Below are 26,260 nucleotides of genomic sequence, written 5' to 3'. Positions count from 1 at the left end.
TTTTGCCATCCCCGTTGGCGCTGGTCGCAAACGCCCTCGGGGGGCTACTTTGGAGAAACAAAATGACCGAATTCACTCTGAACGCCCAAGCGCGTACTGACCTGGGGAAAGGTGCGAGCCGCCGCCTGCGTCACTCCGCGAACATCCCAGCCGTTGTCTACGGTGGTAACCAAGACGCTCAGTCCCTGACCATCCTGGCCAAGGAAATCACCAAGCTGTTCGAAAACGAGGCTGCCTTCAGCCACGTTCTGGAACTGAACGTCGACGGCGCCAAGCAAAACGTCGTGGTCAAGGCTCTGCAGCGCCACCCGGCCAAAGGCTTCATCATGCACGCCGACTTCGTTCGCGTCGTTGCTGGCCAGAAACTGACCGCCAAGGTACCGGTTCACTTCATCAATGAAGAAGCCCCGGTCAAGAAAGGCGGCGAGATCTCCCACGTAGAAGCCGAGATCGAAGTTTCCTGCGAAGCCAAAGACCTGCCTGAGTTCATCGAAGTCGACCTGGCCAACGCTGAAATCGGCACCATCATCCACCTGTCGGACCTGAAAGCTCCGAAAGGCGTAGAGTTCGTAGCTCTGGCCCACGGTGATGACAAAGCTGTTGCCAACGTTCACGCTCCACGCGTTGCTCCAGAAGCAGAAGGCGCTGCCGAGTAATCCACTCGCGCGCCGGCGTTGATCGGGTTACAGTGCCGCGCGCCCTGTAACCCACCAACTCCAAGGAAGAGCCCCTGACGTGACCGCCATCCAGTTGATCGTCGGCCTGGGTAACCCCGGCCCCGAATACGAACAGACCCGGCATAACGCAGGGGCTCTTTTCGTTGAACGCATTGCCAGCGCCCAGCGCGTCTCGTTGACCGCTGACCGCAAATATTTCGGCCTGACGGCTAAGTTCAGCCATCAGGGCAACGACGTTCGTCTGCTCATCCCCACCACCTACATGAACCGTAGCGGCCAGTCCGTGGCGGCCTTGGCCAATTTCTTCCGCATCAAGCCGGAAGCGATCCTGGTGGCACATGACGAACTCGACCTGCCCCCGGGCGTCGCCAAGCTCAAGCGCGGCGGTGGCCATGGTGGGCACAACGGCCTGCGCGACATCATCGCGCAGCTCGGCAACCAGAACGACTTCCACCGCCTGCGGCTTGGCATCGGCCACCCGGGTGACGCCAAACTGGTCTCCAACTTCGTCCTGGGCCGCGCGCCGCGCGCCGAGCAGGAGAAGCTCGACGCCAGCATCGATTTTGCCCTCGGCGTGCTGCCGGACGTGCTTGCCGGCGACTTCGCCAAGGCGATGCGCGAGCTGCACAGCCAGAAGGCCTGATTTCCTTAGAGAGGGGAATACCCATGGGTTTCAATTGCGGCATCGTCGGCCTGCCCAACGTCGGCAAGTCCACCCTGTTCAACGCCCTGACCAAGTCTGGCATCGCGGCGGAGAACTTCCCCTTCTGCACCATCGAGCCTAACAGCGGCATCGTGCCGATGCCCGATGCGCGCTTGAATGCACTGGCTGAAATCGTCAAGCCAAACCGCATCCTGCCGACCACCATGGAGTTCGTCGACATCGCCGGCCTGGTGGCTGGTGCCTCGAAAGGCGAAGGCCTGGGCAACAAGTTCCTCGCCAACATCCGCGAGACCGACGCCATTGCCCACGTGGTGCGCTGCTTCGAAGACGAGAACGTGATCCACGTTTCCAACAGCGTCGACCCCAAGCGTGACATCGAGATCATCGACCTCGAGCTGATCTTCGCCGACCTCGACAGCTGCGAGAAGCAACTGCAGAAGGTTGCCCGCAACGCCAAGGGCGGCGACAAGGAAGCCCTGGCGCAGAAGGCCATCCTCGAACAGTTGATCCCGCACTTCACCGAAGGCAAGCCAGCGCGCAGCCTGATGAAGAACATGAGCGCCGAAGACAAGGCGGTCATCCGCGGCTTCCACCTGCTGACCAGCAAGCCGGTCATGTACATCGCCAACGTGGCCGAAGACGGCTTCGACAACAACCCGCACCTGGACGTGGTCAAGGCCATCGCCGAGGAAGAAGGCGCGGTAGTGGTGCCGGTGTGCAACAAGATCGAAGCGGAAATCGCCGAACTGGAAGACGGTGAAGAGAAGGATATGTTCCTTGAGGCCCTGGGCCTGGAAGAGCCTGGCCTGAACCGCGTTATCCGCGCCGGTTACGAGCTGCTGAACCTGCAGACCTACTTCACTGCCGGCGTGCAGGAAGTACGCGCCTGGACCGTACGCGTCGGTGCCACCGCACCACAGGCCGCTGGCGTGATCCACACCGACTTCGAAAAAGGTTTCATCCGCGCTGAAGTGGTGGCCTATGACGACTTCATCCAGTTCAAGGGCGAGAGCGGTGCCAAGGAAGCCGGTAAATGGCGTTTGGAAGGCAAGGACTACATCGTCAAGGACGGTGACGTGATGCACTTCCGCTTCAACGTCTAAACAGCAACTTGTATTTCACCGGACCTTACCGGACACAGAACCCCTTGAGGAATGAAGCCTCAAGGGGTTTTTCTTTTCCGAAAAGGTCCGACAAGAATCTATACGATCCACATATTTACCGGGTACGCTACCGGGTATCGAAAAATTCACCCACCCATATAACCGGGTATAACAGGATTGAGCAGCCATGCCGCTTACCGATACCGAGTGCCGTACCGCCAAGCCCAAGGAAAAGCCCTACAAGCTCACAGATGGCAATGGCCTTTACCTTGAGGTGAAGCCTAACGGGGTTAAGGCATGGCGCTATCGGTTCGAGCTGAACGACGGAACCGGCAGGAAGGAAAGCGTGTTCGCGATTGGGGACTATGTAATCGCGCCCAAAGGGGAATCACCCGAGCACGCCGAAGAGCGCCGCAAAGGGCGCCGCTTCACTCTTGCAGAGGCACGCGATGAGCGCGTGAAAGCCCGTGCCCTAGTCATACAGGGCATCAATCCCGCGCACCACCGGCAACAGGAGCGGGTGAAGCGCGACCACGAGAAGGCCATTACGTTTGAAGCCGTCGCCAAAGAGTGGCTTTCACTGAAGGACTGGGAGGAGATCACCAAGTCCAGACGACTCAACATGCTTGAACGCGTCGTATTTCCCAAAATCGGTGAACTGCCGATCAAAGCCATCACCCCCATGCACATTCTTGAAGTGCTCAGAGCAGCCGCTCAAGATAATGGCCCATCTGTTGCCGCAGAGGCCAAGCGGAGCATGTCCGGAGTTTTCGAACTGGCAATTTCCACGTTGCGAGCCAGCACCGACCCGGTACACCCCGTTCGAAAAGCCCTGCCAGCCAACAAGACTCAGCACAAACGCCCTCTCTCCACCGAAGAAATTGGCCAACTGTTACGCGATGTCGAATCTCACGGCGGACGCCATGAGACCCTCTGCGCTTTCCAGCTCATGTGGCTGACTCTGTGCCGCCCCAATGAAGCTGTAGAGGCTCAGTGGGCAGAATTTGACCTGGAGAAGGCGCTTTGGCGCATTCCCGCCGAGCGGATGAAAAAGCGCAAAGAGCACACGGTGCCACTGCCGCGACAGGCAGTCGAAATACTGCGAGGCCTGCATTCCATCACAGGAAAATACACCCACGTATTTCCTCACCGCGACGTACGCACCCGCCCAATGGTTGCGGCCTCATTCCGCCAGATGCTCAACACCCTTGGCTGGGGAGGTAAATACAGCCCGCATGCCACGAGGACAACGGGCAGCACCAGACTCAATGAGATGGGCTATTCAGCAGACTGGATCGAAAGACAGCTCGCCCATACCGAGCAAAACGCTGTCCGCCGCACCTACAACCATGCCGAGTATTTGAGTGATCGAGCCATGATGATGCAGAGATGGGCGGACATGCTGGACAGCTGGAAAAAGGACTTAGGCTGAATGGAAAGAGACGTCGCTGATTACGAAAACATCGGCTGGCGCTTTCACCCGAATGCACCAACTACCCGAGAGAGGTTTGTGAGCTTGCGCTTGCCCATGATGAACGCGACCAGACCGAGGCGGCCTATTCGCGCTCCGACCTTCTGGAGAAGCGCAGTGCACTGATGGCGGAATGGGCCAAGTTCTGCACGAGCAAGAAGTGACCCACAGCAAGCCCAAAGCAGCCGGTAACAACAGGCAGAAACCGGCCAAAAGCGGTCATCAGGGCTGGCTTGAATCGGGGCCGAAGGATTACGCTCTCAGCCCCATAATTGCTGGTCAGACAGTTACCACGATCTTGCCGATCTGCTGATTGGCTTCAAGGAAACGATGGGCATCCTGGATGTCGCTAAGTGTGAATGTCTTGGCGATGATCGGGCGCAACGCACCGGACTCCAACCCTTGCAGAATAAAAGCCTTTGCTCTCTCCAGGGCTTCAGGGTCGGCCACAATCTCTGCGTAGAGATAGCCCTTCAAAGTCAGGCTTTTGCCCAGCACGGTAAACAGTGGGAATGGTGTCGGTTCAGAGCTAAGTGCGCCGTACTCCAGCAAAATTCCGCCCCGCGCCATGCTCTGCGTGAGAGGTTCCAAGGACGGCCCGCCTACAGGATCGAATACAACGCGAGCGCCTTGACCGGCAGTTATCGTCATAACACGCTCGACGATATCCTCTTCATCGCTGACGATGACATGCGCAGCGCCTGCATCAAGTAGGGCTTGCTTCTTCGCGTGAGTTCGAGTGATCGCAATCGATGTGGCGCCAACCATACGAGCCATTTGGAAGGCGGCCAAGCCAACACTGCTTGACGCGGCGGTAACGATGACAAAATCGCCCTGACGTAGCTTCGCCTGTTCAATCAATCCCCCCCAGGCGGTGACGTACTGCATCCAAGACGCCGCAGCCTCTTCAAAGGACAAGTTCTCAGGGCTCTTTACCACCAGGTGGGCCGGTACATTGGCCAACTCGCCGTAGGTGCCCCAGCGAGCAATATCCAGAGGTGGGATCAGAGCGACCGAGTCACCAATCGTGATCTCGGTTACGTCGCTCCCAACTGCCGTTACGATGCCTGCGGCCTCGTAGCCTAAGCGGCTGGGGAACTCCGCTTCTTGTAGGTATGCGTGATTGCGGAACATCACTTCGGCTCGGTTCAAGCCAAAAGCTTTAACACTAATTTGCACCTCGTTTGCTGCTGGTGCCGATACTTCCAGATCTTCCAGCTTCAGAACGCTGGCGTCACCGTATTCATGAATTCTGACAATGCGTGCCATCATAAATACCTCGTTTATCAATGGGCCTCGACGTACATCCGGAAGGTATCCGGGCACTCGAAAGGTGACAAAAATTTAGTCATTGGTTGGCGCTAGATAAAGGCCTACGATGGCGTATTACTAGAAACAGGGTGTTTATAATGGATCGCCTGACCCAGATGGCCACGTTCGTCAAAACAGTTGAGCTGGGTTCATTCAGCGCCGCTGCGGACGACCTGAATCTGTCCCCTCAATTGGTAGGGAAACAGGTGAAAATGCTCGAACAACATCTGGGTGTTTCCCTGCTGCACCGGACTACGCGCAGGCAAAGCCTCACCGACTTCGGCAGGGCGTTCTACCCGCGAGCAAAACTGATCCTTGCAGACATGCAGTCTGCCGAGAGCCTTGCTGCCCTCACTCGGGGCACACCAAGCGGCCGCCTTCGCATCAACGCGCCGGTCACGTTCGGAATCCGCACGCTTTCGCCACGCCTGCTGGAATACATGGTTCGGTATCCTCAGGTGTCTGTTGACCTAACGTTATCGAACGAACTGGTCGATATCGTTGATGATGGTTACGACGTGGTATTTCGCATCGGCGAGCTGGCGAGCAGTGGGTTGAAGGCATTGCCACTGGAGCCCTATCAGATGGTTTTATGCGCTGCGCCGTCCTATCTTGCACGTCGCCCTCCCATCATCAATCCGTGGGATCTACAGCAGCAGGAATGTCTGGGGTTTACCTATTCTGATGGCCGCTCACACTGGAGCTTCGACAGCCCGGAGGGGCGTATAGATGTTCCTATTACAAGCAAATTAACGATCAATCAAGGTGATCCACTGCTGGCAGCGGCTGTAGCTGGTCTAGGCGTGGTTCTACAGCCGATAGAGTTGGTTAGCGATGCACTGCGCGATGGGACACTGGTGCGTCTGTTGCCGCAGTACCCGGTGCCGAATACCGCAATGCACATCCTCTATGCCCCTGACCGAAGAATGACTCCAAAGCTGCGCAGCTTCTTGGAGTTTGCGCGTGAGGCTTTTGGGCAGCGAGGCCCTCTCTAACGCACGAAAATCAATGTCTGCGCTATCCGGTATTCGTAAAGGACGACGATTACCGTGGCTCACCGGATATGACCAAGCACCCCTTGCTGAGGAAGTACCTGCTGTAGCACTTCGCGGCGGAAGTCGAAGAACTGAAAGATGCCATGTTCGTTGGCTTGGGGCCGTAGGTCCAGAGCGTGCTGGAACGCCTGATCCAGGAGCGGGTTCTGAATCCCGACCGGGTGATTGCCGGCATGCTGCACCCCTCCGGAAACTGCACCTACCGGATCAACGACCTCATCGGCGACAGAAGCGCGCTGGTCCCGCACGCCACCAGCCCTGTGCCTTACGACCAGGTCCGGCGAGCATTTCGGGAGCGGTTCGTCACCGCCTGATCGAACGTCGGATGAGTGGATGCTGACGCGGGTTCAATTCCCAAACGGGAATAGAACTGGCGCCCTGTCTGATGCGCTCGGTTGGTGACCCGACCAGGGCAGAACTGGTAGGATTGCGGGCATCAAGGTCCGGATTCCGCACCTTTCCGCAGGAGTTTGCAGCGGTCGCAAGGCGCTGAGTTACATAGGTTTGGCGCAGGGTTCCACCCCACCGAGCCCCTGCAGGAGTTCGAATCGGTACGCCCCCCCAGAAACCCTCACTAGCCCGAACGACCCGATGCTAGGTCGTTGATTTTCAACAAATCGCTCGATCGATCCGCGCTTGCGGACTGCGGACTTCCAATGGGCCGGAAATCTGGCTCGCCCAGACGGCTCTCGATACCGACACGTTGCAAACAGTCGGTACTTCTCGATAACTACCCGACGAATCGGAACATCACAGCCAGCCCTGATGTTGCCCCTGCTTGCTGACGCAGCTTGGAAGTTCTGGCTGCAATATTGCCCCCCGTCGCTGTGGAAGGTAGCTCCCTGGGCAAGTGCAATCGAGGGGGGGGGACGCTGCGTAGAGCTTGTGCCCCCCCATCCTGCAGCGCGACCTGATTGGGTCAAGGCCGGGTTGTCATGCAGGCAGTTTGGCTGCAAGCAGTTCGACCTTCTCGATATTGGGCGGAGAACTGAGCAAGGTCGCGGCGTTGGTCATCAAGGCCGCGGCGATCTGGCCGTTCAGATGTGCTTGGCGACCTGCCTCATCGGCAAAGGCATCGAACACACCGAACGTCGAAGGGCCAAACTTCAATGCGAACCAGGCAGTGGTGCCGCACTCGGCGTTGGCGAGCGGCAGTGCGCTGGCCAGGAAGTCGGCAAGCGCAGCCTCCTGGCCGGGTTTGGCTTCGAGGCGAACAAACAGGGCGAGCTTGGTCATACTGTAATCCTTTGGGTGAATGGGTTAGGTGAATGGATCAATGAGCCTGCAGTCTAAGTCGTCATGACAGCCATCTCTATAGACAATAATGACAACATTGATATCATTGTTGCCATGAAACTCCACATCCTTGTTTGTGATGGCGTGTTTGATCTGGGGCTTGCGGCGCTCACCGACACAGTGGGCTTGGCCAATGCGATGGCGGGCTCGCTGCCACAGACTCCCGCGCACATAGAGCTCACGCTGGTGGGCGTGCGGCATCGCATCCGAACTGCGCAAGGCTTGACGGTCCCCGTGGTCCCTGCGCGTAGTGTGCCGAAACCAGACGTCGTGCTCGTGCCCGCGTTTGGCGACAAGATGCCTGACACGCTCTCGGCTCGGCTCACACGCCCCGACGTGCCCGACGCGGTCGCGGCGCTACAGCAGTGGTCCACCGCTGGCGCGCACCTAGGTGCCGCTTGCTCCGGTAGCTTCTTGCTTGCAGAGAGCGGCCTGCTTGATGGGCATCGTGCGACGACGTCATGGTGGCTGGGGCCGATGTTTCGGCAGCGCTATCCGAACGTCAAGCTGGACGAGTCACGCATGATCGTGAACTCGACACGCTTCACCACCGCTGGTGCCGCTTTGGCCCACGTCGACCTGGCCTTGCGCATCATCCGGGAGCGCAGTCCGGCGCTGGCGGCCCTGGTGGCACGCTATCTGCTGGTCGAGGCACGCAGTTCGCAAGCCGAGTTCGTGATTCCCGACCACCTTGCGCATACCGACCCGATGGTGGAGCGCTTCGAGTGCTGGGCCAGAAGTCAGCTCGCGAAGGGGTTCTCCCTGGCCGAGGCGGCCAGCGCCGCGGGCACAAGCGAGCGCACCTTGGCGCGGCGGCTGCAAAGCGTTTTGGGCAAGACACCCCTGTCGTATTTTCAGGACCTGCGCGTGGAGCATGCCGTCCATCTCTTGCGCACCGGAAACGCGAGCGTCGACCAAGTCGCCGCACAGGTCGGGTACTCGGATGGGGTGACCCTGCGGGCCCTGTTGCGCCGCAAGCTGGGCAGAGGTGTCAGGGAGTTGCGACGCGGTGGATGACCAGAGGCGTTTGGTGTATGTACAGCTGGAGACCGCCGGGAAACTGACGCAGGCCAAACGGCGCATTTGGACCTGACAAAACTACTGCGCCACGTTATTTGAACTGGTTTGCTAGGGTCTGTTGCCATTTCGCGCTAACCCATTGATTTATAAGAGCAAGCCCGTATCGTTGAAGCTCTGACCCAACATCGATACGAGCTTGCAATGCCCCGATTACTGCTCAGCGATGAGCATTGGTCGAAGCTGCGGGAAATTCTGCTGCACAAGTGGGCGGTCAGTAGTGGATCACCGTGCGAATCGACTTGCCTTCATGCAACAGGTCGAAGGCCTTGTTGATGTCGTCGAGGCCCATGGTGTGGGTGACGAACGGGGCGAGATCGATCTCGCCTTTCATTGCGTCTTCCACCATGCCCGGGAGTTGGGTGCGCCCCTTGACCCCGCCGAAAGCCGACCCCTTCCAGGTGCGACCGGTGACCAACTGGAACGGGCGGGTCGAAATTTCCTTGCCAGCACCAGCCACGCCGATGACGATCGACTGGCCCCAGCCACGGTGGGCAGCTTCCAGAGCCGAACGCATCACGTCGACGTTGCCGATGCACTCGAAGGTGTGATCGACACCCCAGCCGGTCATCTCGATCAGAACCTCGTGAATCGGCTTGTCGAAGTCCTTCGGATTGAGGCATTCGGTCGCGCCGAAGGTACGAGCCAGATCGAACTTCGCCGGATTGGTATCGATGGCGATGATGCGACCCGCTTTGGCCTGGCGTGCCCCCTGAATCGCAGCGAGACCGATGCCGCCGAGGCCGAAGATGGCCACCGAGTCGCCCGGCTGCACCTTGGCCGTGTTGTGCACGGCGCCGATGCCGGTGGTCACGCCGCAGCCCAGCAGGCAGACATGCTCGGGATTGGCGTCCGGGTTGATCTTGGCCAGCGAGACTTCGGCCACCACCGTGTATTCGCTGAAGGTCGAGCAGCCCATGTAGTGGTAGATCGGCTGGCCGTTGTAGCTGAAGCGGGTGGTGCCATCGGGCATCACGCCCTTGCCCTGGGTGGCGCGCACCGCCACGCACAGGTTGGTCTTGCCGCTCTTGCAGAACAGGCACTCACCGCACTCGGCGGTGTACAGCGGGATCACGTGGTCACCCGGCTTGACCGAGGTCACGCCCTCGCCGACCTCGACCACGATGCCGGCGCCCTCATGGCCCAGCACCGCCGGGAACACGCCTTCCGGGTCCTCGCCCGACAGGGTGAAGGCGTCGGTATGGCAAACGCCGGTATTCGTGATCCTGACAAGCACCTCGCCCTTGCGCGGCGGCTCGACGTCGATCTCGACGATTTCCAGTGGCTTTCCAGGCCCGAAGGCAACTGCTGCACGTGATTTCATGATGTCGCTTCCTTTACTAGCTAACTAAACTTTCCCTCACCGAGGGCACCCTGGTGCCTCTACCGCAGGTAGGAGCGGACGATGGAGATGGTCTCGTCAATGGACTTGTTCTGCGAATCGCTCCTGATTTCGCTACTGGGAAACTCTTCCCGTAGATAGCTCTCCATAACCGTTGCCATCAATCCGTTGTCAGCCCCACGAACAGCTGCAAGCTGCTGAAGAATTGCAGGGCATTCAGCACCTGCATCGAGCGCTTGCTTCTTTTCTTCCGGGCCATGTGGCACTCACCGCTTTTCACTCCAGATAAGCGGGGCCTGACGCCGAAGCGACAGGCCCTCAACTCATTAGAATTCCTGCACGGTTGGGCGCAGAACGATCTCGTTAATATCCACGTCAGCAGGCTGTTCAATCGCAAAGGCGATAGCCCGTGCGACGGATTCGGCGGGAATTGCTTGCTTGTAGAAGTCCACCACGAAGTCGCGGCTCTGCTGGTGGGAACTGCCGAATTTCAACTCGGAGTCCACGGCACCCGGTTCGATAGTCGTGGTGCGAATGCTGCCACCGACTTCGTGACGCAGTCCTTCGGAGATGGCCCTCACAGCAAACTTGGTGCCGCTGTACACCGTGCCGCCAGGGCTGAATACCTTCAGGCCTGCAACCGATGCGATGTTGATGAAGTGGCCACTGTTTTGTTTCTGGAAGACCGGCAATGCAGCCGCGACTCCGTACAGCAGCCCCTTGATGTTGATGTCGATCATGCGATCCCACTCGTCAGTGCGAGCATCACTGAGCGGTGCAATCGCCATCAGCCCGGCATTGTTGACCAGTACATCTATGCGCCCGTAGGTGTCCACGGCACCTTGAATGAGCGTTTTGACCTCTTCCTGAGAGGTGACATCGGTCTGATACGCGATTGCCTGACCACCTGCATTGGTCAGCTCAGTCACCAATGCGTCGAGTTTATCTTTGCGGCGTGCGGCCAGCACTACGCGCGCGCCAAGCGCAGCAAGGTGGCGTGCAGTCGCTTCACCCAAGCCACTGCTGGCGCCGGTGATAACGACAACTTTTCCAGAAATGTTATTGCTCATGTTGAGAACCTCATCGGCGGGTTTGTACTTCGCCATGGCTGGTTAACCTGGCAGTGCACAAACCTTAGCCCCATGATTGATCTCAATAAATGGAAATGATTGGATTAAGCTATTCCTGAATATGGAATAAATGGGAGGGCAACATGCTTAACCGCATGGAGATGGTCAGGATTTTTTGCACAGCAGCAGAGGCAGGTAGCTTCCGCGAAGCGGCAACCCGATTAGGTATCTCCCCGCAAGGGGTTACCCGAGCCATTCAAGCCCTGGAAACGGAGCTTGGCGAATCGCTGTTTCACCGTAATACCCGCCAGGTGAGCATCACTGCTTTCGGTCAGGATTACGCCAAAGATGCCAGATCAGCTCTGGAGCATTTCGACACGCTATTCCGGTCGCACAGGATGGAACCTGAGCTGTCAGGGAGGGTGGGGATCACGGCTCCACATGCTATTGGCAGGCGCTTCTTAATACCGTTTCTTCAGCCCTTGGCCGCAGCACATCCAGACCTGCAATTCGATCTCCGCCTGGAAGATCAGATGACCGATGCCGTTGAGGCGCATATCGATATTGGCATCAGGGTGGGTGTTATTCGCGACCGGCGCTACGTCGCACGGGCCTTAGCTCCCGTGCCGTTTTACGTTGTCGCAAGCCCGGCGCTAATAGAGCAAAAGGCAATACCTGGATCTCTGGATGCCTTGGCTCAGCTGCCACTTTCAGTCCTGATCGACCAGAAAAATGGTCGCCCTTGGCCTTGGCTATTTGCCGACGGGCAAACATTCACGCCCAGGCAGCCAGCGCTTATCTGTGATGATCCAGATACGGAATTGGAAGCCACCCTGGCAGGCATGTGTTTTGGCCAAATTCCTGCCTATCTGGCTGAGCCTCATCTGCGGTCAGGAAAGCTGGTTGCCGTTTTGGCTGATCACGCTCCAGCACCATGGGATCTGTTCATATACCGCCCGCAGCAGGGTCCTGTATCGAAGCGGGTGCGATTGGTGTACGACCATCTTAAGCAGGCTTTCTCAAACCCCGAGCTATTTCCCCAAGGCCTGGGGACATAGCGATGCATACCTGCCAGCCAATCGTCCGCTATTGGCCCAGGCTGTGTAAAAACGTTGGCATCGACCTTGCTGTGATTTGAAGGATTCAGACTCAGCAGGGGCGGCCCATGAAGCGCTTTATCCAGGGAGTACATCGAGGCCAAAGCACGCTGCTGCCCGAGAGCCTGGATGACTACGTCGCGGACACCAACCCGGTGCGGGTGGTCGATGTGTTCGTCGATGCAACCAGCCTCCTTGATGAAAAAATCAAGGGAGCTGGCTGCATAGGCAACCCTGGCGCGAAGCACGGCGCGCTCCCAGCTGATCCAGAAGTGAGCTGCAAGGGCGTGGAACCATGCGTACGTGCCGGCATCAATATTAATATATTGACATATATGAATATCGAGAATAGCCTACCGATAACCGCGCTAGAAACCCCAGGAGGTAGTCCCATGAAAGATTCCAGCGATACCCATCCGAATCACCTTCCCGACAGCAGCTACGGCCTGTTTATTGACAACCAGTGAGTTTCGGACGAATACGGTGAAGCCCTCGACATTATCAACGCCACAGCTGCCGACGTCGCCCGCGCGGTGCAGGGCGCACAGCGCGCCTTCGTGACCTGGACCGCTCGGACTCTTCCGACCTCGTTGATCCATATTTTTTGACCCATGACATCGACTATTTTAGATATGCAGGTAAACAAAATGGCACAATCAGAACTTTTCAAAACCACTCAGCTGGGCCCATACACCCTCAAGAACCGTATCGTTCTGCCGCCACTGACGCGTTCACGCAGCTCCCAACCCGGCAATATTGCGAACGACCTGATGGCCACGTATTACCGTCAGCGCAGCGGTGCTGGCTTCATGGTGACCGAGGGCACACAGATCGAACCCCGAGGACAGGGTTATGCCTGGACACCCGGCATTCATAGCCCGGAACAGATACAAGGCTGGCGTAAGGTCACCGACGCTGTTCACGCCGAAGGGGGGGTCATCTTTGCTCAGCTTTGGCATGTGGGTCGCGTGTCGCACACATCGCTGCAACCCGGTGGTGAAGCGCCCATCGCGCCATCAGCCATCCGCGCGGACAACGTCAAGGTGTTCATCGAAACTGGCCCCGGCACGGGTACACTGACCGACCCTTCGACCCCACGAGCTCTGTCCACCGCGGAGGTAAAGGAACTGGTTGCGCTCTACGCCCAAGCAGCCCGAAATGCTTTGGACGCAGGTTTTGACGGGGTGGAGCTTCACTGCGCGAACGGGTACCTGGTAAACCAGTTCATTTCGGCCCATACCAACCAGCGTGATGATGAATATGGCGGTTCGCTGCAGAACCGTCTTCGCTTCCTGCGCGAAATCACCCTCGCCGTTGCTGGTGTTGTCGGCAAGGAGCGCGTTGGCGTTCGCTTCGCCCCGCTGTTCGCGACCACAGACGAAGACCGCGTCTACCTTGGTCTGGTCGAAGATGATCCTCATCAAACCTACATCGAGGCAGTGAAGATCCTCGAGGAAGTGGGCATTGCCTACCTGTCGCTCGCCGAAGCCGATTGGGAAAACGCACCCGAGCTGCCTGAGACGTTCCGGGAAGCTGTTCGTAAGACCTTCAGCGGCAAGATTATCTATGCCGGCAAGTACACCGCTGAACGAGGAAATCGCGTGATAAAAGCTGGCTGGGGCGACCTGATCGCTTTTGGCCGTCCCTTCATTGCGAACCCCGACCTGCCCGCTCGTATCGCCAACAACTGGCCGCTTAACCCAGTTGATCCAAGCAGCATGTACGGCGGTACCGATAAGGGCTACACCGACTACCCGACTTACAAATCCTAAACGCTCAGAGCCACGCCCCATAACTCAGGGGCGTGGCTCAGCGTTTGCTGACCGAGGAAGTTAAGCATGTACCAACCGAGCACGACTCCCTACCAAGAGCATAGGGGATTCAAACGGACCTTCAGGCAGGGTCATCTAAGCCTTGGGCTGTTCTTTCCCCTGGAGGCTTTCGAGGGTGACACACCGCGCATGCTGGATCAGGTCGCGCTGGCCAAACGTGCAGAGGCACTTGGTTTTTCGGCGCTCTGGTTTCGCGACGTCCCGCTCAGGGACCCAAGCTTCGGTGATGTCGGCCAGGTTTTCGACCCTTGGGTGTATCTGGGCTACATCGCAGCCCATACAACAAAAATCGCACTAGGCACCGCCTCCATCGCCCTTACTTTGCGTAATCCCTTGCACACGGCAAAGGCCGCAGCGAGCATTGATCAGTTGAGCGGAGGTCGCTTGCTCCTGGGAGTAGCCTCTGGCGATCGTCCCGTGGAGTTTCCCGCATTCAGCGTTGATCCAGAAAAGCGTGGCGAGACCTTTCAGGAAAACCTCAATGTGATACGCCAAGCCCATCGAACACACTTCGAGCCCATTCGCTGGAGTCACGGCGAGTTACTGGGGGCCGATCTCGTTCCCAAACCTACGACTCGGGAAATACCGCTATTCGTAACCGGACATAGTCGCCAGTCGCTCGATTGGATCGCGCGTGAAAGCCATGGATGGATCAACTATCCACGTCCGCCAAAAATACAGCGACTCATCGTGGAAGATTGGCGACAGGAAACGGCTAAACAATGTGGCACTATCTACAAGCCGTTCTTGCAATCGCTGTATATCGACCTGGACGAACACCCATCCACGCCACCCTCGCCTATCCATCTAGGATTCCGACTGGGACGTAACCACCTGCGGGCCTTGCTGGATACACTTCAGGAAATCGGTGTAGATCACGTCATCCTGAACCTCAAGTATGGTAAACGCCCCGCAGCAGAGGTTATCGAGGAACTTGGCAAACATATCGTCCCGCAATTCGGCGCACAGGTGCCCGATAGTCCTACCTGACAGGACAATAGGATTCCAGTCCAAACCAGCCCGTCATTGCGACGGGCTGGCGCGCAGAGATCATGGCGAAGCCTTCCAATTTGATGCGCGAATCAGGAAGATATCTAGATATCGAAAAAAACAGGTCTCAAAAAATTCATGACTATTGACGTCAACGAAGCCCTGAAAGCATTGGCGAACCCGACGCGCCTTGCCATCCTCAATTGGCTCAAGGATCCCAGGACAGTCTTTCCCGCGCAGGAAGTCGACCCAGAAACGGTAGGCGTGTGCGTCAGTATCATCCAAGAGCGCACGGGCCTCTCTCAGTCAACGACATCGCTTTATCTCGCAGCTCTACAGCGCGCGCAATTGGTTACATCGCAGCGGATCGGCCCCTGGACCTACTACAAACGCCACGATGAGAATATCGATGCCTTCTTCAAGGCGCTGCAAGAAAGAATCTAGGGCTGCACACCCTTGTATTTCTGACTGATTTCAGTCTTTGCCGATGTCAAAAACAGCAATCTGACCAAATAACGATCAGATCATCCGAAGCTTCGAGTGATCGAACAGCATTACCAGTGATGCGTGCGCGGAAAGAAGGCTCCTATAGCAAAACTGCCACTTGACAACGCTGAAACCAGGGGCTGAATACGCAAAAGACAGCACACTCCAGAGAGGGACGCGAAGCCCTTCAAGTGCTCTTCTACGGCCAACCTTCTTTAGGGGGCAGCCGCCACGGCGTCGACATCCCACGCCAGCCCCTGGCGCGTTGGGTCCAAAGTGGCGAGCAACTGCAACCGTTGCTCAACCTGATGCGCGACAAGCTGCTGGACTACCCCGTGTTGCACTGCGACGAAACGCGCTTGCAGGTGCTGCATGAACCGGGACGCGACCCCTCGGCACAATCCTGGATGTGGGTGCAAAGCGGTGGGCCGCCGGACAAGCCGGTGATCCTTTTCGACTACACAGCCAGCCGCGCGCAGGAGGTGCCGCTACGCCTGCTCGATGGCTACCGCGGCTACCTGATGACCGACGACTACGCCGGTTACAACGCCGTGGCTGCACGCGACGGCATCGAACGCCTGGGCTGCTGGGCGCATGCGCGACGCAAGTTCGTCGAAGCCCAAGGGCAAGACTGGGCGTGCCGACGTGGCGCTGAGCCTGATCAACAAGCTCTACGGCATCGAGCGTGACCTGAAGGACGCTGACCATTCCACTCCAGCGGGTTCCCCATTGACGCTGGAGCCGCATCCCATTTCCCGCTATACCGAAGCGGTTAAAGGCCAAAGGGCCGAAAAGGCAAGGGAATGGGAGTGCAAGGGGAAAGGCCCTACCTCGAAAAGGCGAAAAGGCATCCCGGCCGCCCCCCCCAGAGGACACCCACATGCTCTCCCTGTTCCAGCGAAAACGGCCTCCGGTCACTGCCCCATCACCAGCGCCCGCCACCGACCTCCCCAAAGGGCTGCTACGGCCCGAATCGGCCGCATCGCTGCTGGCGACACCGCGCCGACAGAAGCTGCTGGAACACATCTGGCAGCGCACGTCGCTGTCGCGCCGGCAGTTCGCCACGCTGTACCGCACGCCGCTGGAGCGCTACGCCGAGCTGGTCCAGCAATTCCCCGCTTCCGAGAGCCATCATCACGCTTACCCCGGCGGCATGCTGGATCACGGGTTGGAGATCGTCGCCTATGCGCTCAAGCTGCGGCAGTCCCATCTGTTGCCCATCGGCGCCAGCCCCGAAGACCAGGCGGCGCAGTCGGAAGCCTGGACCGCCGCCGTTGCTTACGCCGCGCTGCTGCACGACATCGGCAAGGTGGCCGTCGATCTGCTGGTCGAGCTGGCAGACGGCTCGCCGTGGCATCCCTGGCACGGCCCGCTGCACCAGTCGTACCGCTTCCGCTACCGCGAAGACCGCGAGTACCGGTTGCACAGCGCCGCAACAGGGCTGCTTTACCGCCAATTGCTCGATGGTCCGCTCCTAGACTGGCTCAGCGGCTATCCGTCTCTGTGGGCACCATTGCTCTACGTCTTGGCCGGGCAGTACGAGCACGCCGGCGTGCTGGGTGAACTGGTCGTGCAGGCTGATCGCGCTTCTGTGGCACAGGAACTGGGCGGCGATCCCGCGCGCGCCATGGCCGCGCCCAGGCACGCGCTGCAACGCAAGCTGCTGGACGGGCTGCGCTTCCTGCTCAAGGAACAGTTGAAGCTGAATCAGCCGGAAGCCTCCGATGGCTGGCTCACTGAGGATGGGCTGTGGCTGGTGAGCAAGACTGTCTCGGACAAGCTGCGCGCGCACCTGCTGTCTCAGGGGATCGACGGCATTCCTGCGAACAACACCGCCGTCTTCAACGTGCTGCAGGACCACGGCATGCTCCAGCCTACCTCAGACGGCAAGGCGGTCTGGCGCGCGACCGTGACCAGTGCGACCGGCTGGTCCTACTCGTTCACCCTGTTGCGCCTCGCGCCCGCGCTGATCTGGGAATCCGGCGAGCGGCCAGCGCTTTTCGCAGGCACGGTGGCGATCGACACGACGCCAGCGGAAATCAACGGCAGTGCACCAGGCACACCGCCCGCGGTCGTGGGGCAGCCAGCACCCGAAGGTCAGGAGACTCCCCCTTGGGAATGCCCTCGCAGCGATACCGCCTTGCCGACTGCGGCCCCGCCCGTGCCCGACGTCATGGAGGACATGCTGCCGATGGTTGGATTGGATGGCACGGCCGACATGGGGAAGAGTGAAGAGCCAGTGGAGAAAGTCCCTGCCCAGCCTGACGTTCCTGCCCCAACCACAGCCGCAGCGTCTCCCTTGCCACTTACCCCTGCGCCTGGACCTGCATCAACTCCAATAGTCGCGATACCATCCGGGGAGCATTTCATGACGTGGCTGCAACAGGGAGTCGCCGCGCGGCGACTCATCATCAACGACGCCAAGGCGCTCGTGCATACGGTGAGCGACACCGCCTACCTGGTCAGTCCCGGCGTGTTCCATCGCTATGCGCAGGAACATCCCCAGGTGGATGCGCTAGCCAGGCAGGACAAGCAACAGGATTGGCAGTGGGTGCAAAAGCGCTTTGAGAAACTGCAGCTACACCGCAAGCACTCAAATGGCCTGAACATTTGGACCTGTGAAGTCACGGGCCCGAGGAAGTCCCGCCGACTGCATGGCTACCTCCTCGAAAATGGGTCCTTGGTATTCGCCGAAATACCGCCCAACAATCCCTATCTTGCTCTGACTCAGGAAGGATGACGCGACTCGGGCAGCGACCGTCACCACCGTGTGGCGACGATCAATGCCCCGCGAAGCTGGCAACATTTTGGCGAACTAAGCTACTCGGCCCGCGCCAACTCCCGTGCAAGGAACGGAGCGGTTCGGCTGCCAGACTTTCGGGCCACCTGCTGAGGGGAACCCGCCACCACGATGCTGCCGCCGGCAGCGCCCGCGCCTGGCCCTACGTCAATCACCCAGTCGGCTTGGGCCACCGCACGCATGTCGTGCTCGATCATCACTACGGTATTGCCGGCATCGACCAGGCGCTGCAACTGCACCAGCAGCCGGTCGGCATCCGACGCGTGCAGCCCGGTGGTCGGCTCGTCGAGCACGTACAGGCTTCGGCCGCGCTGGCTGCGCTGAAGCTCGGTCGCCAGCTTGATGCGCTGCGCCTCGCCACCGGAAAGCTCAGTGGCCGGTTGCCCCAGGCGCAGATAGCCCAGTCCGATGTCGCGCAGCAGTTGCAGGGGCCTTGCCACCGCGTCTTCACCCGCGAAGAATTCGCTGGCATCGTCCACGGTCATCTGCAGCACCTCGGCGATGTTGCGCCCGTTCCACTGCACCTTCAGCGTGGCCTCGTTGTAGCGCGCGCCATGGCAGGTCGGGCACGGCGCGTACACGCTGGGCATGAACAGCAGTTCCACGCTAACGAAACCCTCGCCCTCGCAAGTCTCGCAGCGCCCCTTGGCGACGTTGAACGAGAACCGTCCGGCATCATAGCGGCGGCGTCGAGCATCGGGCGTGGCGGCGAACAGCTTGCGCACATGGTCGAACAGACCCGTGTAGGTAGCCAGGTTCGACCGCGGCGTGCGCCCGATCGGCTTCTGGTCCACCTGCACCAGGCGCTGTATGGCGTCCACGTCGCCCGCCAGATGGCCGCCGGTCGCTTCGACCACTGCCGGCCCTTCGCTGGTGGCGCTTTCGGCGACATCGTCTTCAGGCTCGTGGCCCAGGTGCAGCAGCACCAATTCCGGCAGGGCCTGCGCGACGAGGCTGGATTTGCCGGAGCCAGAGATGCCGGTAACGGCTGTCAGCACGCCCAGCGGAATGCGCGCATCCACGCCATGCAGGTTATGGCGGTGGATGCCCTGCAGCTCCAACCAGCCGGTCGCTTCGCGTGCTCGGCTTCCGGGTGCGGGAATTTCGTCGAACAGGTAACGTGCAGTACGCGATTCGGCAATCTTGCGCAGGCCATCCGGCTCGCCGCTGTAGAGCACGCGGCCGCCACGCTCGCCGGCATCCGGCCCGACATCCACGAGCCATTGCGCGCGGCGCATCAGGTCCAGGTCGTGCTCCACCACAAACACCGAGTTGCCCGCGTCGCGCAGCCGGTCGAGTGCATCGTACAGGGCCTGGCTGTCGGAGGGATGCAGGCCCGCCGAGGGTTCGTCAAGTACGTACACGACGCCGAACAGCAGGGAACTTAATTGCGTGGCCAACCGCAAGCGTTGCAACTCGCCGGCCGAAAGCGTCGGCGTGGCCCGGTCCAGCGTCAGGTAGCCCAGGCCTAGCTCGCGCAGTTGGCGCAGGCGCGCCATCACGCCTCCAGCCAGGCGCTGTGCGGCGAGGCGCTTTTCTTCCGACAGCGCGGAGGTACGGCGCACGTCGGGCGATACCGCATGGACCGCACGGCCGGTGGCAGCGCGTTCGGCACGCTCGCGCCGGGTCGCTTCCTTGTCCGTAGCCGCACCCGCTGCATGGGCGCGGAAATCGCCCTGTGCGATGGGTTCGAGCAATGCCGCCAAGTGGTCCAGCGGCATCTGCATAAACGCGCCGATGTCCACCCCAGCGAAGGTGACCGACAGCGCTTCGGGCTTGAGCCTCTTGCCGTGGCAGGTGGGGCACGGCTTGCCCTCCATGAACCGGGATACGCGCTTTCTCATCAGCGCGCTCTGGGTATTGGCGAAGGTGTGCAACACATACCGCCGGGCGCCGGTGAAGGTGCCCATGTAGCTCGGCTCCATCTTGCGTTTGAGCGCGGTGCGGGTTTCGGCAGGCGTGAAACCGGCGTACACCGGCACCGTTGGTGTTTCCTCGGTGAACAGAATCCAGTCGCGATCCTTTTTCGGCAGGTCCTTCCACGGCCGGTCAACGTCGTAGCCCATGCTGACCAGGATGTCGCGCAGGTTCTGGCCCTGCCAGGCGGGTGGCCAGGAAGCAATCGCCCGCTCACGGATGCTCAGGGAGGGGTCGGGCACCATGATCGCCTCGGTCACTTCGTACACATGACCCAAGCCGTGGCAGGTCGAGCACGCCCCCTGCGGCGTGTTCGGCGAAAAATCCTCGGCGTACAGCATCGGCTGGTTGGCGGGATAGGCGCCGGCGCGCGAATACATCATCCGCACCAGGCTGGACAGGGTGGTCACACTGCCCACGGAGGAACGCGCATTGCTGGCCCCCCGCTGCTGCTGCAGCGCCACCGCTGGTGGCAGGCCGTCGATCGCATCTACGTCCGGCACGCCCGCCTGGTCGATCAGGCGCCGTGCATAGGGGGCCACCGACTCAAAGTAGCGTCGCTGCGCCTCGGCATAGATGGTGCCGAAGGCCAGCGAGGACTTCCCGGAGCCGGAGACACCCGAGAACACCACCAGCGCATTCCGCGGGATAGAGACGTCCACCTCTTTGAGGTTGTTCTCACGCGCGCCACGCACCTGCACGAGGCCGCTGGCCGCAGCGGTACAAGAGGATTCACCGAAAGAATTGCTTGGCATGTTCTTATCCTGTAGTTCGCCCCACTCAGGACGGGACTTCCTGAGTGCGAGGGCCGCGGCGACTGGCTTCGAGCACTGCGGTGAGAGTGCGGGCGTCGTAACTGCCGAGCAGACGACGACCCTCGATGAAGAACGTAGGAGTGACGTGCGCACCGCTGGCGACCGCGCTGACGAGGTCACGCTCGACACGCTCTATCACTGCGGGGCTGTCGAGATCCGCGATGAACCGATCGATGTCAAGACCCAGCTCGGCGGCGTAGCCGATCAAGTCCTCTCGCTCCAGCGCATGCTGACGGGTGAACACGAAGTCCAGCCACGGCCAGAACATCCCCTGGTTCGATGCCGCCTCGGACGCCCGCGCGGCGATCGGCCCGTGGGGGTGGTGCGGCAACTGGCGCACCACATACCGCAGGTCGTCCCCGAAGTGGGCGCGCAGATCGCCCCACGAACCGGTGGCGTGTGCACAGTACGCGCACTCGAAGTCAACGTACTCCACGAGCGTGAGCTGGGCGTCCTCCGGACCGCGGATGTGATCGACCTCCGGATCGACTGGTGGCTCAAGTACCATCGGCAAATCGGCAGTCTCCTCCCCCCACTTGAGAGCGGCGACCTTGAATATGAGCCACCCCAGCAACGTGGCGAGTAACATCGACACGAGCACCCCGACCGTCGCCTGGCGGCCCAGGTCAGAGGTCGTACCGAACGCGAGCCCGATGATGAGCAGCGACACGGTGAAACCGATCCCGGACAGCGCCGCACCACCGAACACGCTCCCCATCCCGACGCCCACCGGCAGGCGCCCCAGTCCGAGGCGGACTGCGGCTAGAGTGATGAGCCCGATGCCTAGAAGCTTACCGAGCACGAGTCCCGAGATGACGCCCCAGGTCACGGGCGAGCCGAAGGCCTCAGCGAGCAACCCGCCACGCAGATCCACCCCGGCGTTCGCCAAGGCGAACACCGGCACGATCAGCAGTGCCGCCGGCAGCCGCAGGAACTCGTGCAGCCGCTCGTTCACAGAGATACCGCGGGATAGTCCGCGGTCCACCGCGTGGGCCGATGCGGCACTCGGAGACTGCCAGAAGTCACGGAACAGTTGTCTTGCCGCGACGACTTTGTGACGCTGCGTCGCGTAGGCGGGGATCAGGAGCCCCGCAGCCATCCCGGCCAGGGAGGCATGGATGCCGGAGTACACGGTCGCGAACCACAGCACGATCACGATCAACACATACGGCGTCGCCCGCCACTGGCGGGTGCGCCCCAACAACCACAATCCAACGAGGCTGGCGAGGGCGATAAGCAACGGGACGATCCGGATCTCCTCGCTATAGACGATGCCGATGATGGACACTGCGAGGAAGTCATCGACCACGGTCAGGGTGAGCAGGAACACGCGCAACTGACCCGATAGCCGCGGGCCGACGATCGCCAAGGTGCCCAGCATGAACGCCGTATCGGTGCCGACCACCGCACCCCACCCGTGCAGGCCCTCACTTCCGGCTAGTTTCACGATCAGGACATACACCAGCGCGGGAAGCACGACTCCCGTGACCCCCGCGATCAGGGCGAGGCGGGCACGGCTGCGGTCACGGAGCGATCCGTGGGCGAACTCCTGACGCACCTCCAGTCCGATCAGGAAGAAGAAGACGACCATCAGGCCGTCGTTGACCCAGTGATGCAGATCCATGTGTAGGCGCAGTGGCCCGAAGTTGAACCCGACGTCTAGGTGCCACAACTCGAAATAGGCGTTAGATAGCGGCGAGTTCGCCCACACGAGCGCCACAACCGTGACGATCACCAGCAGCACCGCAGCGCCAGACTCCGTGCGTAGATAGTGGGCAACGCGTCTGCGTCTGATATGCGCCGAGGACTCACCGAAAGAAGAGGCTGGCATGTGCTTATCCTGTAGTTTGTGAGATCACGATGGGCCGGTTTCGGATGGACCGATCAGGCGTCCGCCTCTGGCGGCGTCTCATCATCGAGCGAGCGCAGCCAAGCGAGTCTTTCTCCCGGCCTGCGCTCAACACCTCTGTCCGTTGGCTGATACCAACCCGGCCGCGCCACGCCCTCGGGAAAATAGGTTTGCCCAGCGGCATAAAAGGCTAGAAATGGTGTCCACTTAAATCAGGTGGACACCATCGCCTTTGGCGTCGAGGCCAGGAAGGTGTGTTGGCCGGACGGATACACAGAATCGGCCAGAAGCGGGCATTGCGGGTCGAAGTTCTTGTATTCGGGGACTGGGGCTGGGGACGGGCGAAAGAGACCGAAGTAGGTCCTGCACATCGCTAGTGTGCGGCCTTTGCTGTAGCGGTTCCCGGTGCGACCAACGTCAACGGCTTTGACAGCCCATGACGTGCGACCGGGATATCGCCCCTCCAAAGACCCAAGGTACTCTCTAGCGAACACCGCCCTAGGGGCACTCCTCTCAAGATATCTGAGGATCGCCTTGCACCTCCAGAGATTGCATCGCCTTGCTGCTCAACAGCATCTGTTTTGAGGCAAGCTCGTTTACCTCAACGTAGTGGCGAAGCTTGGTTGGGGTCATGCTTACCCCAGTCTCGTCGCGGACCACCCGGACAATCGTGTCATAGCTGTAGTTGCGTTTGAGCACATGACAATTACGCTACATCAGGCTTTTGACTCATCCGATACGCCCTCCTCCGGAGTCGCTACCAATTCCTATTAGTTGGACGTTTCGGATGAAGTCGTTGACGGCTGGGTGATGGTCTTGCGAGACGATCTCAATAGGAGGCATTTCAAGGCGCTCACTGAATCGCTCATGGGCGCTACTCTTGAATCCAGCATTGGCTACCTACCGCATGAGCCGGTAGCCAGATACCGTCAGAAGCCCTCCAGAACGATCTTGCCCTTTGCCTTGCTGCTCTCCAGCAAGGCATGGGCGCGACGTAGGTTTTCGGCGCTGATACGCCCGTAGTTTTCGCCAACGGTGGTGCGCAACACACCCGCATCGATCTGGCGGGACACTTCATTGAGGATGTTGTGCTGCTCCTGCATGTCCTCGGTCTCGTACAGCGAGCGCGTGTACATCAGCTCCCAGTGCAGCGACAGGCTCTTGCGTTTGAGCGGTACGACGTCCAGCGTGGCCGGGTCATCGATCAGGCCCAACCTGCCCTGTGGCTTCAGTGACTCGATGATCTGCTCGTAATGCCGATCGGTCTGCGTCAGGCTTGCGACGTAGCTGACCTGCGGAAGGCCGATGCGCTTGAGCTCTTCGCTCAGTGGCTTGGTGTGATCGATCACGTAATGGGCGCCGAGTTCGGTGACCCAGGCCTGGGTTTCAGGGCGCGAAGCCGTACCAATGACGGTCAGGCCGGTCAACTGACGCGCCAGCTGAGTCATGATTGAACCCACCCCGCCTGCAGCGCCAATGATCAGCAGCGTTTCGCCACGGTCGGTGGTGTCGCGCGCTACGCCGAGGCGATCAAATAGCAATTCCCAAGCGGTCAGAGACGTCAGGGGAAGCGCCGCGGCCTGGGCGAACTCCAGCGACTGTGGCATCGATCCGACAATGCGCTCGTCTACCAGCTGCAACTCACTGTTGCTGCCCGGGCGGATCAGCGACCCGGCGTACCACACCTTGTCACCGGGCTTGAACAGCGTTACGTCGGAACCGACCGACTTGACCACGCCGGCAGCGTCCCAACCGAGGATGCGCGGCTGTGTTTCGTCTGTATGCGGCACGTAGCCCTGGCGGACTTTGGTATCGACCGGGTTGACCGATACGGCCTTGACTTCTACCAGCAGGTCGCGCGGCCCCGGCACTGGCTCGGGTAGATCGATCTCCACGAGGGCGTCAGGGTTCTCAACAGGCAGACATTTGAAGTGTGCAATGGCTTTCATTCGGAGCTCCTCAGGAGACGCGGTACATTTTCATGACGGAGAATTTTTCGGCGGCGCGTTCGATGACGGGCAGCGCTGCCTGGAAATGCGGGGTGGCCTCGTGCGCAGTCAGCGCCGCTTCGTCTCGCCACTGCTCAACCATATGGAAGGTGCGAGGCTGTTCTGCATCTTTATGAAAGTCGTATTGGATGCAGTCTGCTTCGGCGCGACTTGCGCCTTGCAGATCCTGCAGCGTCTGCTGGAGCTCATCTTCGGAGCCGGCCTTGGCGACCAATGTGGCAACCAGTGTGAGTGGGGTGGTCATCGAACCTCCTGTCTGTGCATGTGTGAGAGACGCATCGAGCTGGCATGGGCTTATCGACAGTGACCCTACCGGCCATGCCGCGAAGACCTGCACGTGGTTTAAAGCGTTACAACAATCTTGCCCACCTGGGCATTCGATTCCATGTACCGGTGAGCCTCGGCCATCTCGTCGAGGCTGAATGTACGGTCGATTACCGGCTGCAGCTGCCCAGAGGCGAGCCCTTCGTTGATGAAGTGCTTGGCCCGTTCGAGTTTTTCTCGATCCTGGGTGATCTCGAACAGCTGATAACCACGCAGCGTCAGATGCTTGCCGAGCAGGTCCATGACCGACACAGGGATATCCCGAGTGTCCAAAGCGCCGTACTGGAAGAAGATGCCGTGGTTCGCCAGTGCCTTGAGCACCAAGGCCACTTCGGGCCCGCCAACGGGATCGAAGGCCATGCGAGCGCCTTTGCCATGAGTCATCGTCATGACCTCGGCCACCATGTCCTGCTCCTGCGTCGCAATGACTGCCGCCGCCCCGGCCTGAAGTAAGGCCTCGCGCTTGTCGCTGGTGCGGGTCAGCGCGACAGGAACGGCGCCCACCATGTTCGCAATCTGGATAGCGGCAAGCCCCACGCTGCTGGACGCCGCACGGATTAGCACCGTCTCGCCGGCCTGCAGCCCACCAAGCTCGATCAGTGCGCCATAGGCAGTGACAAACTTCATCCAGGTCGCCGCTGCTTCCGTGAAAGAAAGCGCTTCCGGGTGTTTGACCACCGCGTGAGCCGGCGCGTTGACCAATTCACCGTACAAGCCGTATTCGTCAAAGGAGAACGCGGGCACTACGCTGACCGCATCGCCAACAGCGAAGCCGACCACACCGGGACCCACTGCAGATACGGTCCCAGCCGCTTCATAGCCCAGCATGGCGGGAAACGTCGGTTCGATGACGTACTGGCCTGTGCGGTACATCACTTCAGCCCGGTTGATGCCGAGCGCCCTGACGTTGATTTGAACCTCGTTCGCGCCGGGAGCCGGCACGTCGATCTCGTCGATCTGGAGAACCTCCGGTCCACCGGTGCGATGAAAGCGTATGACGCGAGACATAGCGTAATCCTCAGCTATCTATCGGAAGGGCCGAGCCATGAGCGGCCCAGCCAGGTAGCCACCAGCG

22 protein-coding genes and 3 pseudogenes are annotated in these 26,260 nt (G+C 60.1%); 15 read left to right on the top strand and 10 right to left on the bottom strand.

Annotated elements, in window-relative coordinates; translation table 11 throughout:
* Window positions 1-62: 62 nt before the first annotated feature.
* From NY023_RS03975 to NY023_RS03955, 5 genes and pseudogenes are all read left to right on the top strand, one after another.
* Window positions 63-656, top strand: coding sequence for a 50S ribosomal protein L25/general stress protein Ctc (locus NY023_RS03975; RefSeq protein ID WP_013970896.1), 594 nt, complete (start codon window positions 63-65; stop codon window positions 654-656).
* A gap of 79 nt (window positions 657-735) precedes the next feature.
* Complete coding sequence (gene pth, locus NY023_RS03970; RefSeq protein ID WP_008099045.1) at window positions 736-1,320, top strand: aminoacyl-tRNA hydrolase; 585 nt, start codon at window positions 736-738, stop codon at window positions 1,318-1,320.
* 23 nt (window positions 1,321-1,343) lie between these two features.
* Window positions 1,344-2,444 (top strand): redox-regulated ATPase YchF, encoded by a 1,101-nt coding sequence (ychF, locus tag NY023_RS03965; RefSeq protein WP_013970895.1) that lies wholly within the window; start codon window positions 1,344-1,346, stop codon window positions 2,442-2,444.
* A gap of 187 nt (window positions 2,445-2,631) precedes the next feature.
* On the top strand, window positions 2,632-3,876 hold the full coding sequence (locus NY023_RS03960; protein ID WP_013970894.1) for a tyrosine-type recombinase/integrase: 1,245 nt from the start codon (window positions 2,632-2,634) through the stop codon (window positions 3,874-3,876).
* Between the two features lie 50 nt (window positions 3,877-3,926).
* Window positions 3,927-4,079 (top strand): annotated as a pseudogene (locus NY023_RS03955) (integrase); the annotation flags it as partial.
* Between the two features lie 115 nt (window positions 4,080-4,194).
* On the opposite strand, the gene NY023_RS03950 reads toward NY023_RS03955, so the two are convergent.
* Window positions 4,195-5,184 (bottom strand): zinc-dependent alcohol dehydrogenase family protein, encoded by a 990-nt coding sequence (locus tag NY023_RS03950; protein ID WP_042927614.1) that lies wholly within the window; start codon window positions 5,182-5,184, stop codon window positions 4,195-4,197.
* Between the two features lie 140 nt (window positions 5,185-5,324).
* On the opposite strand from NY023_RS03950, the gene NY023_RS03945 reads away from it, so the two are divergent.
* The gene (locus tag NY023_RS03945; protein WP_013970892.1) at window positions 5,325-6,221 is read left to right on the top strand and encodes a LysR family transcriptional regulator; all 897 of its coding nucleotides are present in this window, start codon (window positions 5,325-5,327) and stop codon (window positions 6,219-6,221) included.
* A gap of 176 nt (window positions 6,222-6,397) precedes the next feature.
* Window positions 6,398-6,595 carry a hypothetical protein gene (locus tag NY023_RS03940; protein ID WP_013970891.1) on the top strand — a complete coding sequence of 66 codons (198 nt, stop codon included), beginning with the start codon at window positions 6,398-6,400 and terminating at the stop codon, window positions 6,593-6,595.
* Between the two features lie 619 nt (window positions 6,596-7,214).
* Here the strand turns inward: NY023_RS03940 and NY023_RS03935 are convergent.
* On the bottom strand, window positions 7,215-7,517 hold the full coding sequence (locus NY023_RS03935) for a putative quinol monooxygenase (RefSeq protein WP_013970890.1): 303 nt from the start codon (window positions 7,515-7,517) through the stop codon (window positions 7,215-7,217).
* 63 nt (window positions 7,518-7,580) lie between these two features.
* Between NY023_RS03935 and NY023_RS03930 the strand changes: the two genes are divergently transcribed.
* Window positions 7,581-8,594 carry a GlxA family transcriptional regulator gene (locus NY023_RS03930; protein WP_028699802.1) on the top strand — a complete coding sequence of 338 codons (1,014 nt, stop codon included), beginning with the start codon at window positions 7,581-7,583 and terminating at the stop codon, window positions 8,592-8,594.
* A gap of 274 nt (window positions 8,595-8,868) precedes the next feature.
* On the opposite strand, the gene NY023_RS03925 is transcribed toward NY023_RS03930, so the two are convergent.
* The 3 genes from NY023_RS03925 to NY023_RS03915 are packed head-to-tail and all read right to left on the bottom strand — an operon-like array spanning window position 8,869 to window position 11,066.
* Window positions 8,869-9,978, bottom strand: a complete 1,110-nt coding sequence (locus NY023_RS03925; RefSeq protein ID WP_013970888.1) for an S-(hydroxymethyl)glutathione dehydrogenase/class III alcohol dehydrogenase — start codon at window positions 9,976-9,978, stop codon at window positions 8,869-8,871.
* A gap of 59 nt (window positions 9,979-10,037) precedes the next feature.
* Window positions 10,038-10,262, bottom strand: coding sequence for a metal-sensing transcriptional repressor (locus NY023_RS03920; protein ID WP_013970887.1), 225 nt, complete (start codon window positions 10,260-10,262; stop codon window positions 10,038-10,040).
* Window positions 10,263-10,322: 60 nt separating this feature from the next.
* Entirely contained in the window at window positions 10,323-11,066 is a 744-nt protein-coding gene (locus NY023_RS03915; protein ID WP_044047213.1) for an SDR family oxidoreductase, read from the bottom strand.
* A 143-nt stretch (window positions 11,067-11,209) separates the two neighbouring features.
* Here NY023_RS03915 and NY023_RS03910 point away from each other — a divergent pair, with 143 nt between their 5' ends.
* The 7 genes and pseudogenes from NY023_RS03910 to mobH all read left to right on the top strand — a co-directional run bounded on the left by NY023_RS03910 (window position 11,210) and on the right by mobH (window position 18,211).
* Window positions 11,210-12,124: a LysR family transcriptional regulator gene (locus NY023_RS03910; protein WP_028699799.1), complete on the top strand. Its 915-nt coding sequence runs from the start codon at window positions 11,210-11,212 to the stop codon at window positions 12,122-12,124.
* A 107-nt stretch (window positions 12,125-12,231) separates the two neighbouring features.
* Window positions 12,232-12,357 (top strand): annotated as a pseudogene (locus NY023_RS03905) (hypothetical protein); the annotation flags it as partial.
* A 453-nt stretch (window positions 12,358-12,810) separates the two neighbouring features.
* The gene (locus tag NY023_RS03900; RefSeq protein ID WP_025297883.1) at window positions 12,811-13,935 is read left to right on the top strand and encodes an alkene reductase; all 1,125 of its coding nucleotides are present in this window, start codon (window positions 12,811-12,813) and stop codon (window positions 13,933-13,935) included.
* A 66-nt stretch (window positions 13,936-14,001) separates the two neighbouring features.
* On the top strand, window positions 14,002-14,985 hold the full coding sequence (locus tag NY023_RS03895; RefSeq protein ID WP_041014695.1) for an LLM class oxidoreductase: 984 nt from the start codon (window positions 14,002-14,004) through the stop codon (window positions 14,983-14,985).
* 138 nt (window positions 14,986-15,123) lie between these two features.
* A complete protein-coding gene (locus NY023_RS03890) occupies window positions 15,124-15,429 on the top strand; it encodes an ArsR/SmtB family transcription factor (RefSeq protein WP_013970882.1) in 306 nt (101 codons plus the stop codon).
* A gap of 266 nt (window positions 15,430-15,695) precedes the next feature.
* A pseudogene (locus NY023_RS03885) lies at window positions 15,696-16,173 on the top strand (IS66 family transposase); the annotation flags it as partial.
* A gap of 178 nt (window positions 16,174-16,351) precedes the next feature.
* Entirely contained in the window at window positions 16,352-18,211 is a 1,860-nt protein-coding gene (mobH, locus tag NY023_RS03880; protein ID WP_013970880.1) for a MobH family relaxase, read from the top strand.
* An 80-nt stretch (window positions 18,212-18,291) separates the two neighbouring features.
* Here the strand turns inward: mobH and NY023_RS03875 are convergent, their stop codons facing one another.
* The 5 genes from NY023_RS03875 to NY023_RS03855 all read right to left on the bottom strand — a co-directional run bounded on the left by NY023_RS03875 (window position 18,292) and on the right by NY023_RS03855 (window position 26,193).
* Window positions 18,292-20,943 carry an excinuclease ABC subunit UvrA gene (locus tag NY023_RS03875; RefSeq protein WP_044046895.1) on the bottom strand — a complete coding sequence of 884 codons (2,652 nt, stop codon included), beginning with the start codon at window positions 20,941-20,943 and terminating at the stop codon, window positions 18,292-18,294.
* A 25-nt stretch (window positions 20,944-20,968) separates the two neighbouring features.
* Entirely contained in the window at window positions 20,969-22,747 is a 1,779-nt protein-coding gene (nhaA, locus tag NY023_RS03870) for a Na+/H+ antiporter NhaA (RefSeq protein ID WP_238531258.1), read from the bottom strand.
* A 1,034-nt stretch (window positions 22,748-23,781) separates the two neighbouring features.
* On the bottom strand, window positions 23,782-24,801 hold the full coding sequence (locus tag NY023_RS03865; protein WP_044046894.1) for a zinc-binding alcohol dehydrogenase family protein: 1,020 nt from the start codon (window positions 24,799-24,801) through the stop codon (window positions 23,782-23,784).
* A gap of 10 nt (window positions 24,802-24,811) precedes the next feature.
* Window positions 24,812-25,105, bottom strand: a complete 294-nt coding sequence (locus NY023_RS03860; RefSeq protein ID WP_003288729.1) for a putative quinol monooxygenase — start codon at window positions 25,103-25,105, stop codon at window positions 24,812-24,814.
* Window positions 25,106-25,203: 98 nt separating this feature from the next.
* The gene (locus NY023_RS03855; protein WP_044046893.1) at window positions 25,204-26,193 is read right to left on the bottom strand and encodes a zinc-dependent alcohol dehydrogenase family protein; all 990 of its coding nucleotides are present in this window, start codon (window positions 26,191-26,193) and stop codon (window positions 25,204-25,206) included.
* Window positions 26,194-26,260 lie beyond the last annotated feature (67 nt).

Origin of the sequence: Pseudomonas sp. NBB (assembly GCF_032701105.1) — a bacterium.
Lineage (GTDB): Bacteria > Pseudomonadota > Gammaproteobacteria > Pseudomonadales > Pseudomonadaceae > Aquipseudomonas > Aquipseudomonas asiatica.
Note: the sequence above shows the minus strand (reverse complement) of the source record. Positions and strands in the feature narration are given on the sequence as shown.

Coding starts and splice junctions, on each gene's coding strand:
- NY023_RS03975 (WP_013970896.1), top strand. CDS start 63: ATGACCGAATTCACTCTGAACGCCCAAGCGCGTACTGACCTGGGGAAA.
- ychF (WP_013970895.1), top strand. CDS start 1,344: ATGGGTTTCAATTGCGGCATCGTCGGCCTGCCCAACGTCGGCAAGTCC.
- NY023_RS03960 (WP_013970894.1), top strand. CDS start 2,632: ATGCCGCTTACCGATACCGAGTGCCGTACCGCCAAGCCCAAGGAAAAG.
- NY023_RS03950 (WP_042927614.1), bottom strand. CDS start 5,184: ATGGCACGCATTGTCAGAATTCATGAATACGGTGACGCCAGCGTTCTG.
- NY023_RS03945 (WP_013970892.1), top strand. CDS start 5,325: ATGGATCGCCTGACCCAGATGGCCACGTTCGTCAAAACAGTTGAGCTG.
- NY023_RS03935 (WP_013970890.1), bottom strand. CDS start 7,517: ATGACCAAGCTCGCCCTGTTTGTTCGCCTCGAAGCCAAACCCGGCCAG.
- NY023_RS03930 (WP_028699802.1), top strand. CDS start 7,581: ATGACAGCCATCTCTATAGACAATAATGACAACATTGATATCATTGTT.
- NY023_RS03925 (WP_013970888.1), bottom strand. CDS start 9,978: ATGAAATCACGTGCAGCAGTTGCCTTCGGGCCTGGAAAGCCACTGGAA.
- NY023_RS03915 (WP_044047213.1), bottom strand. CDS start 11,066: ATGAGCAATAACATTTCTGGAAAAGTTGTCGTTATCACCGGCGCCAGC.
- NY023_RS03910 (WP_028699799.1), top strand. CDS start 11,210: ATGCTTAACCGCATGGAGATGGTCAGGATTTTTTGCACAGCAGCAGAG.
- NY023_RS03900 (WP_025297883.1), top strand. CDS start 12,811: ATGGCACAATCAGAACTTTTCAAAACCACTCAGCTGGGCCCATACACC.
- NY023_RS03895 (WP_041014695.1), top strand. CDS start 14,002: ATGTACCAACCGAGCACGACTCCCTACCAAGAGCATAGGGGATTCAAA.
- NY023_RS03890 (WP_013970882.1), top strand. CDS start 15,124: ATGACTATTGACGTCAACGAAGCCCTGAAAGCATTGGCGAACCCGACG.
- mobH (WP_013970880.1), top strand. CDS start 16,352: ATGCTCTCCCTGTTCCAGCGAAAACGGCCTCCGGTCACTGCCCCATCA.
- NY023_RS03875 (WP_044046895.1), bottom strand. CDS start 20,943: ATGCCAAGCAATTCTTTCGGTGAATCCTCTTGTACCGCTGCGGCCAGC.
- NY023_RS03865 (WP_044046894.1), bottom strand. CDS start 24,801: ATGAAAGCCATTGCACACTTCAAATGTCTGCCTGTTGAGAACCCTGAC.
- NY023_RS03860 (WP_003288729.1), bottom strand. CDS start 25,105: ATGACCACCCCACTCACACTGGTTGCCACATTGGTCGCCAAGGCCGGC.
- NY023_RS03855 (WP_044046893.1), bottom strand. CDS start 26,193: ATGTCTCGCGTCATACGCTTTCATCGCACCGGTGGACCGGAGGTTCTC.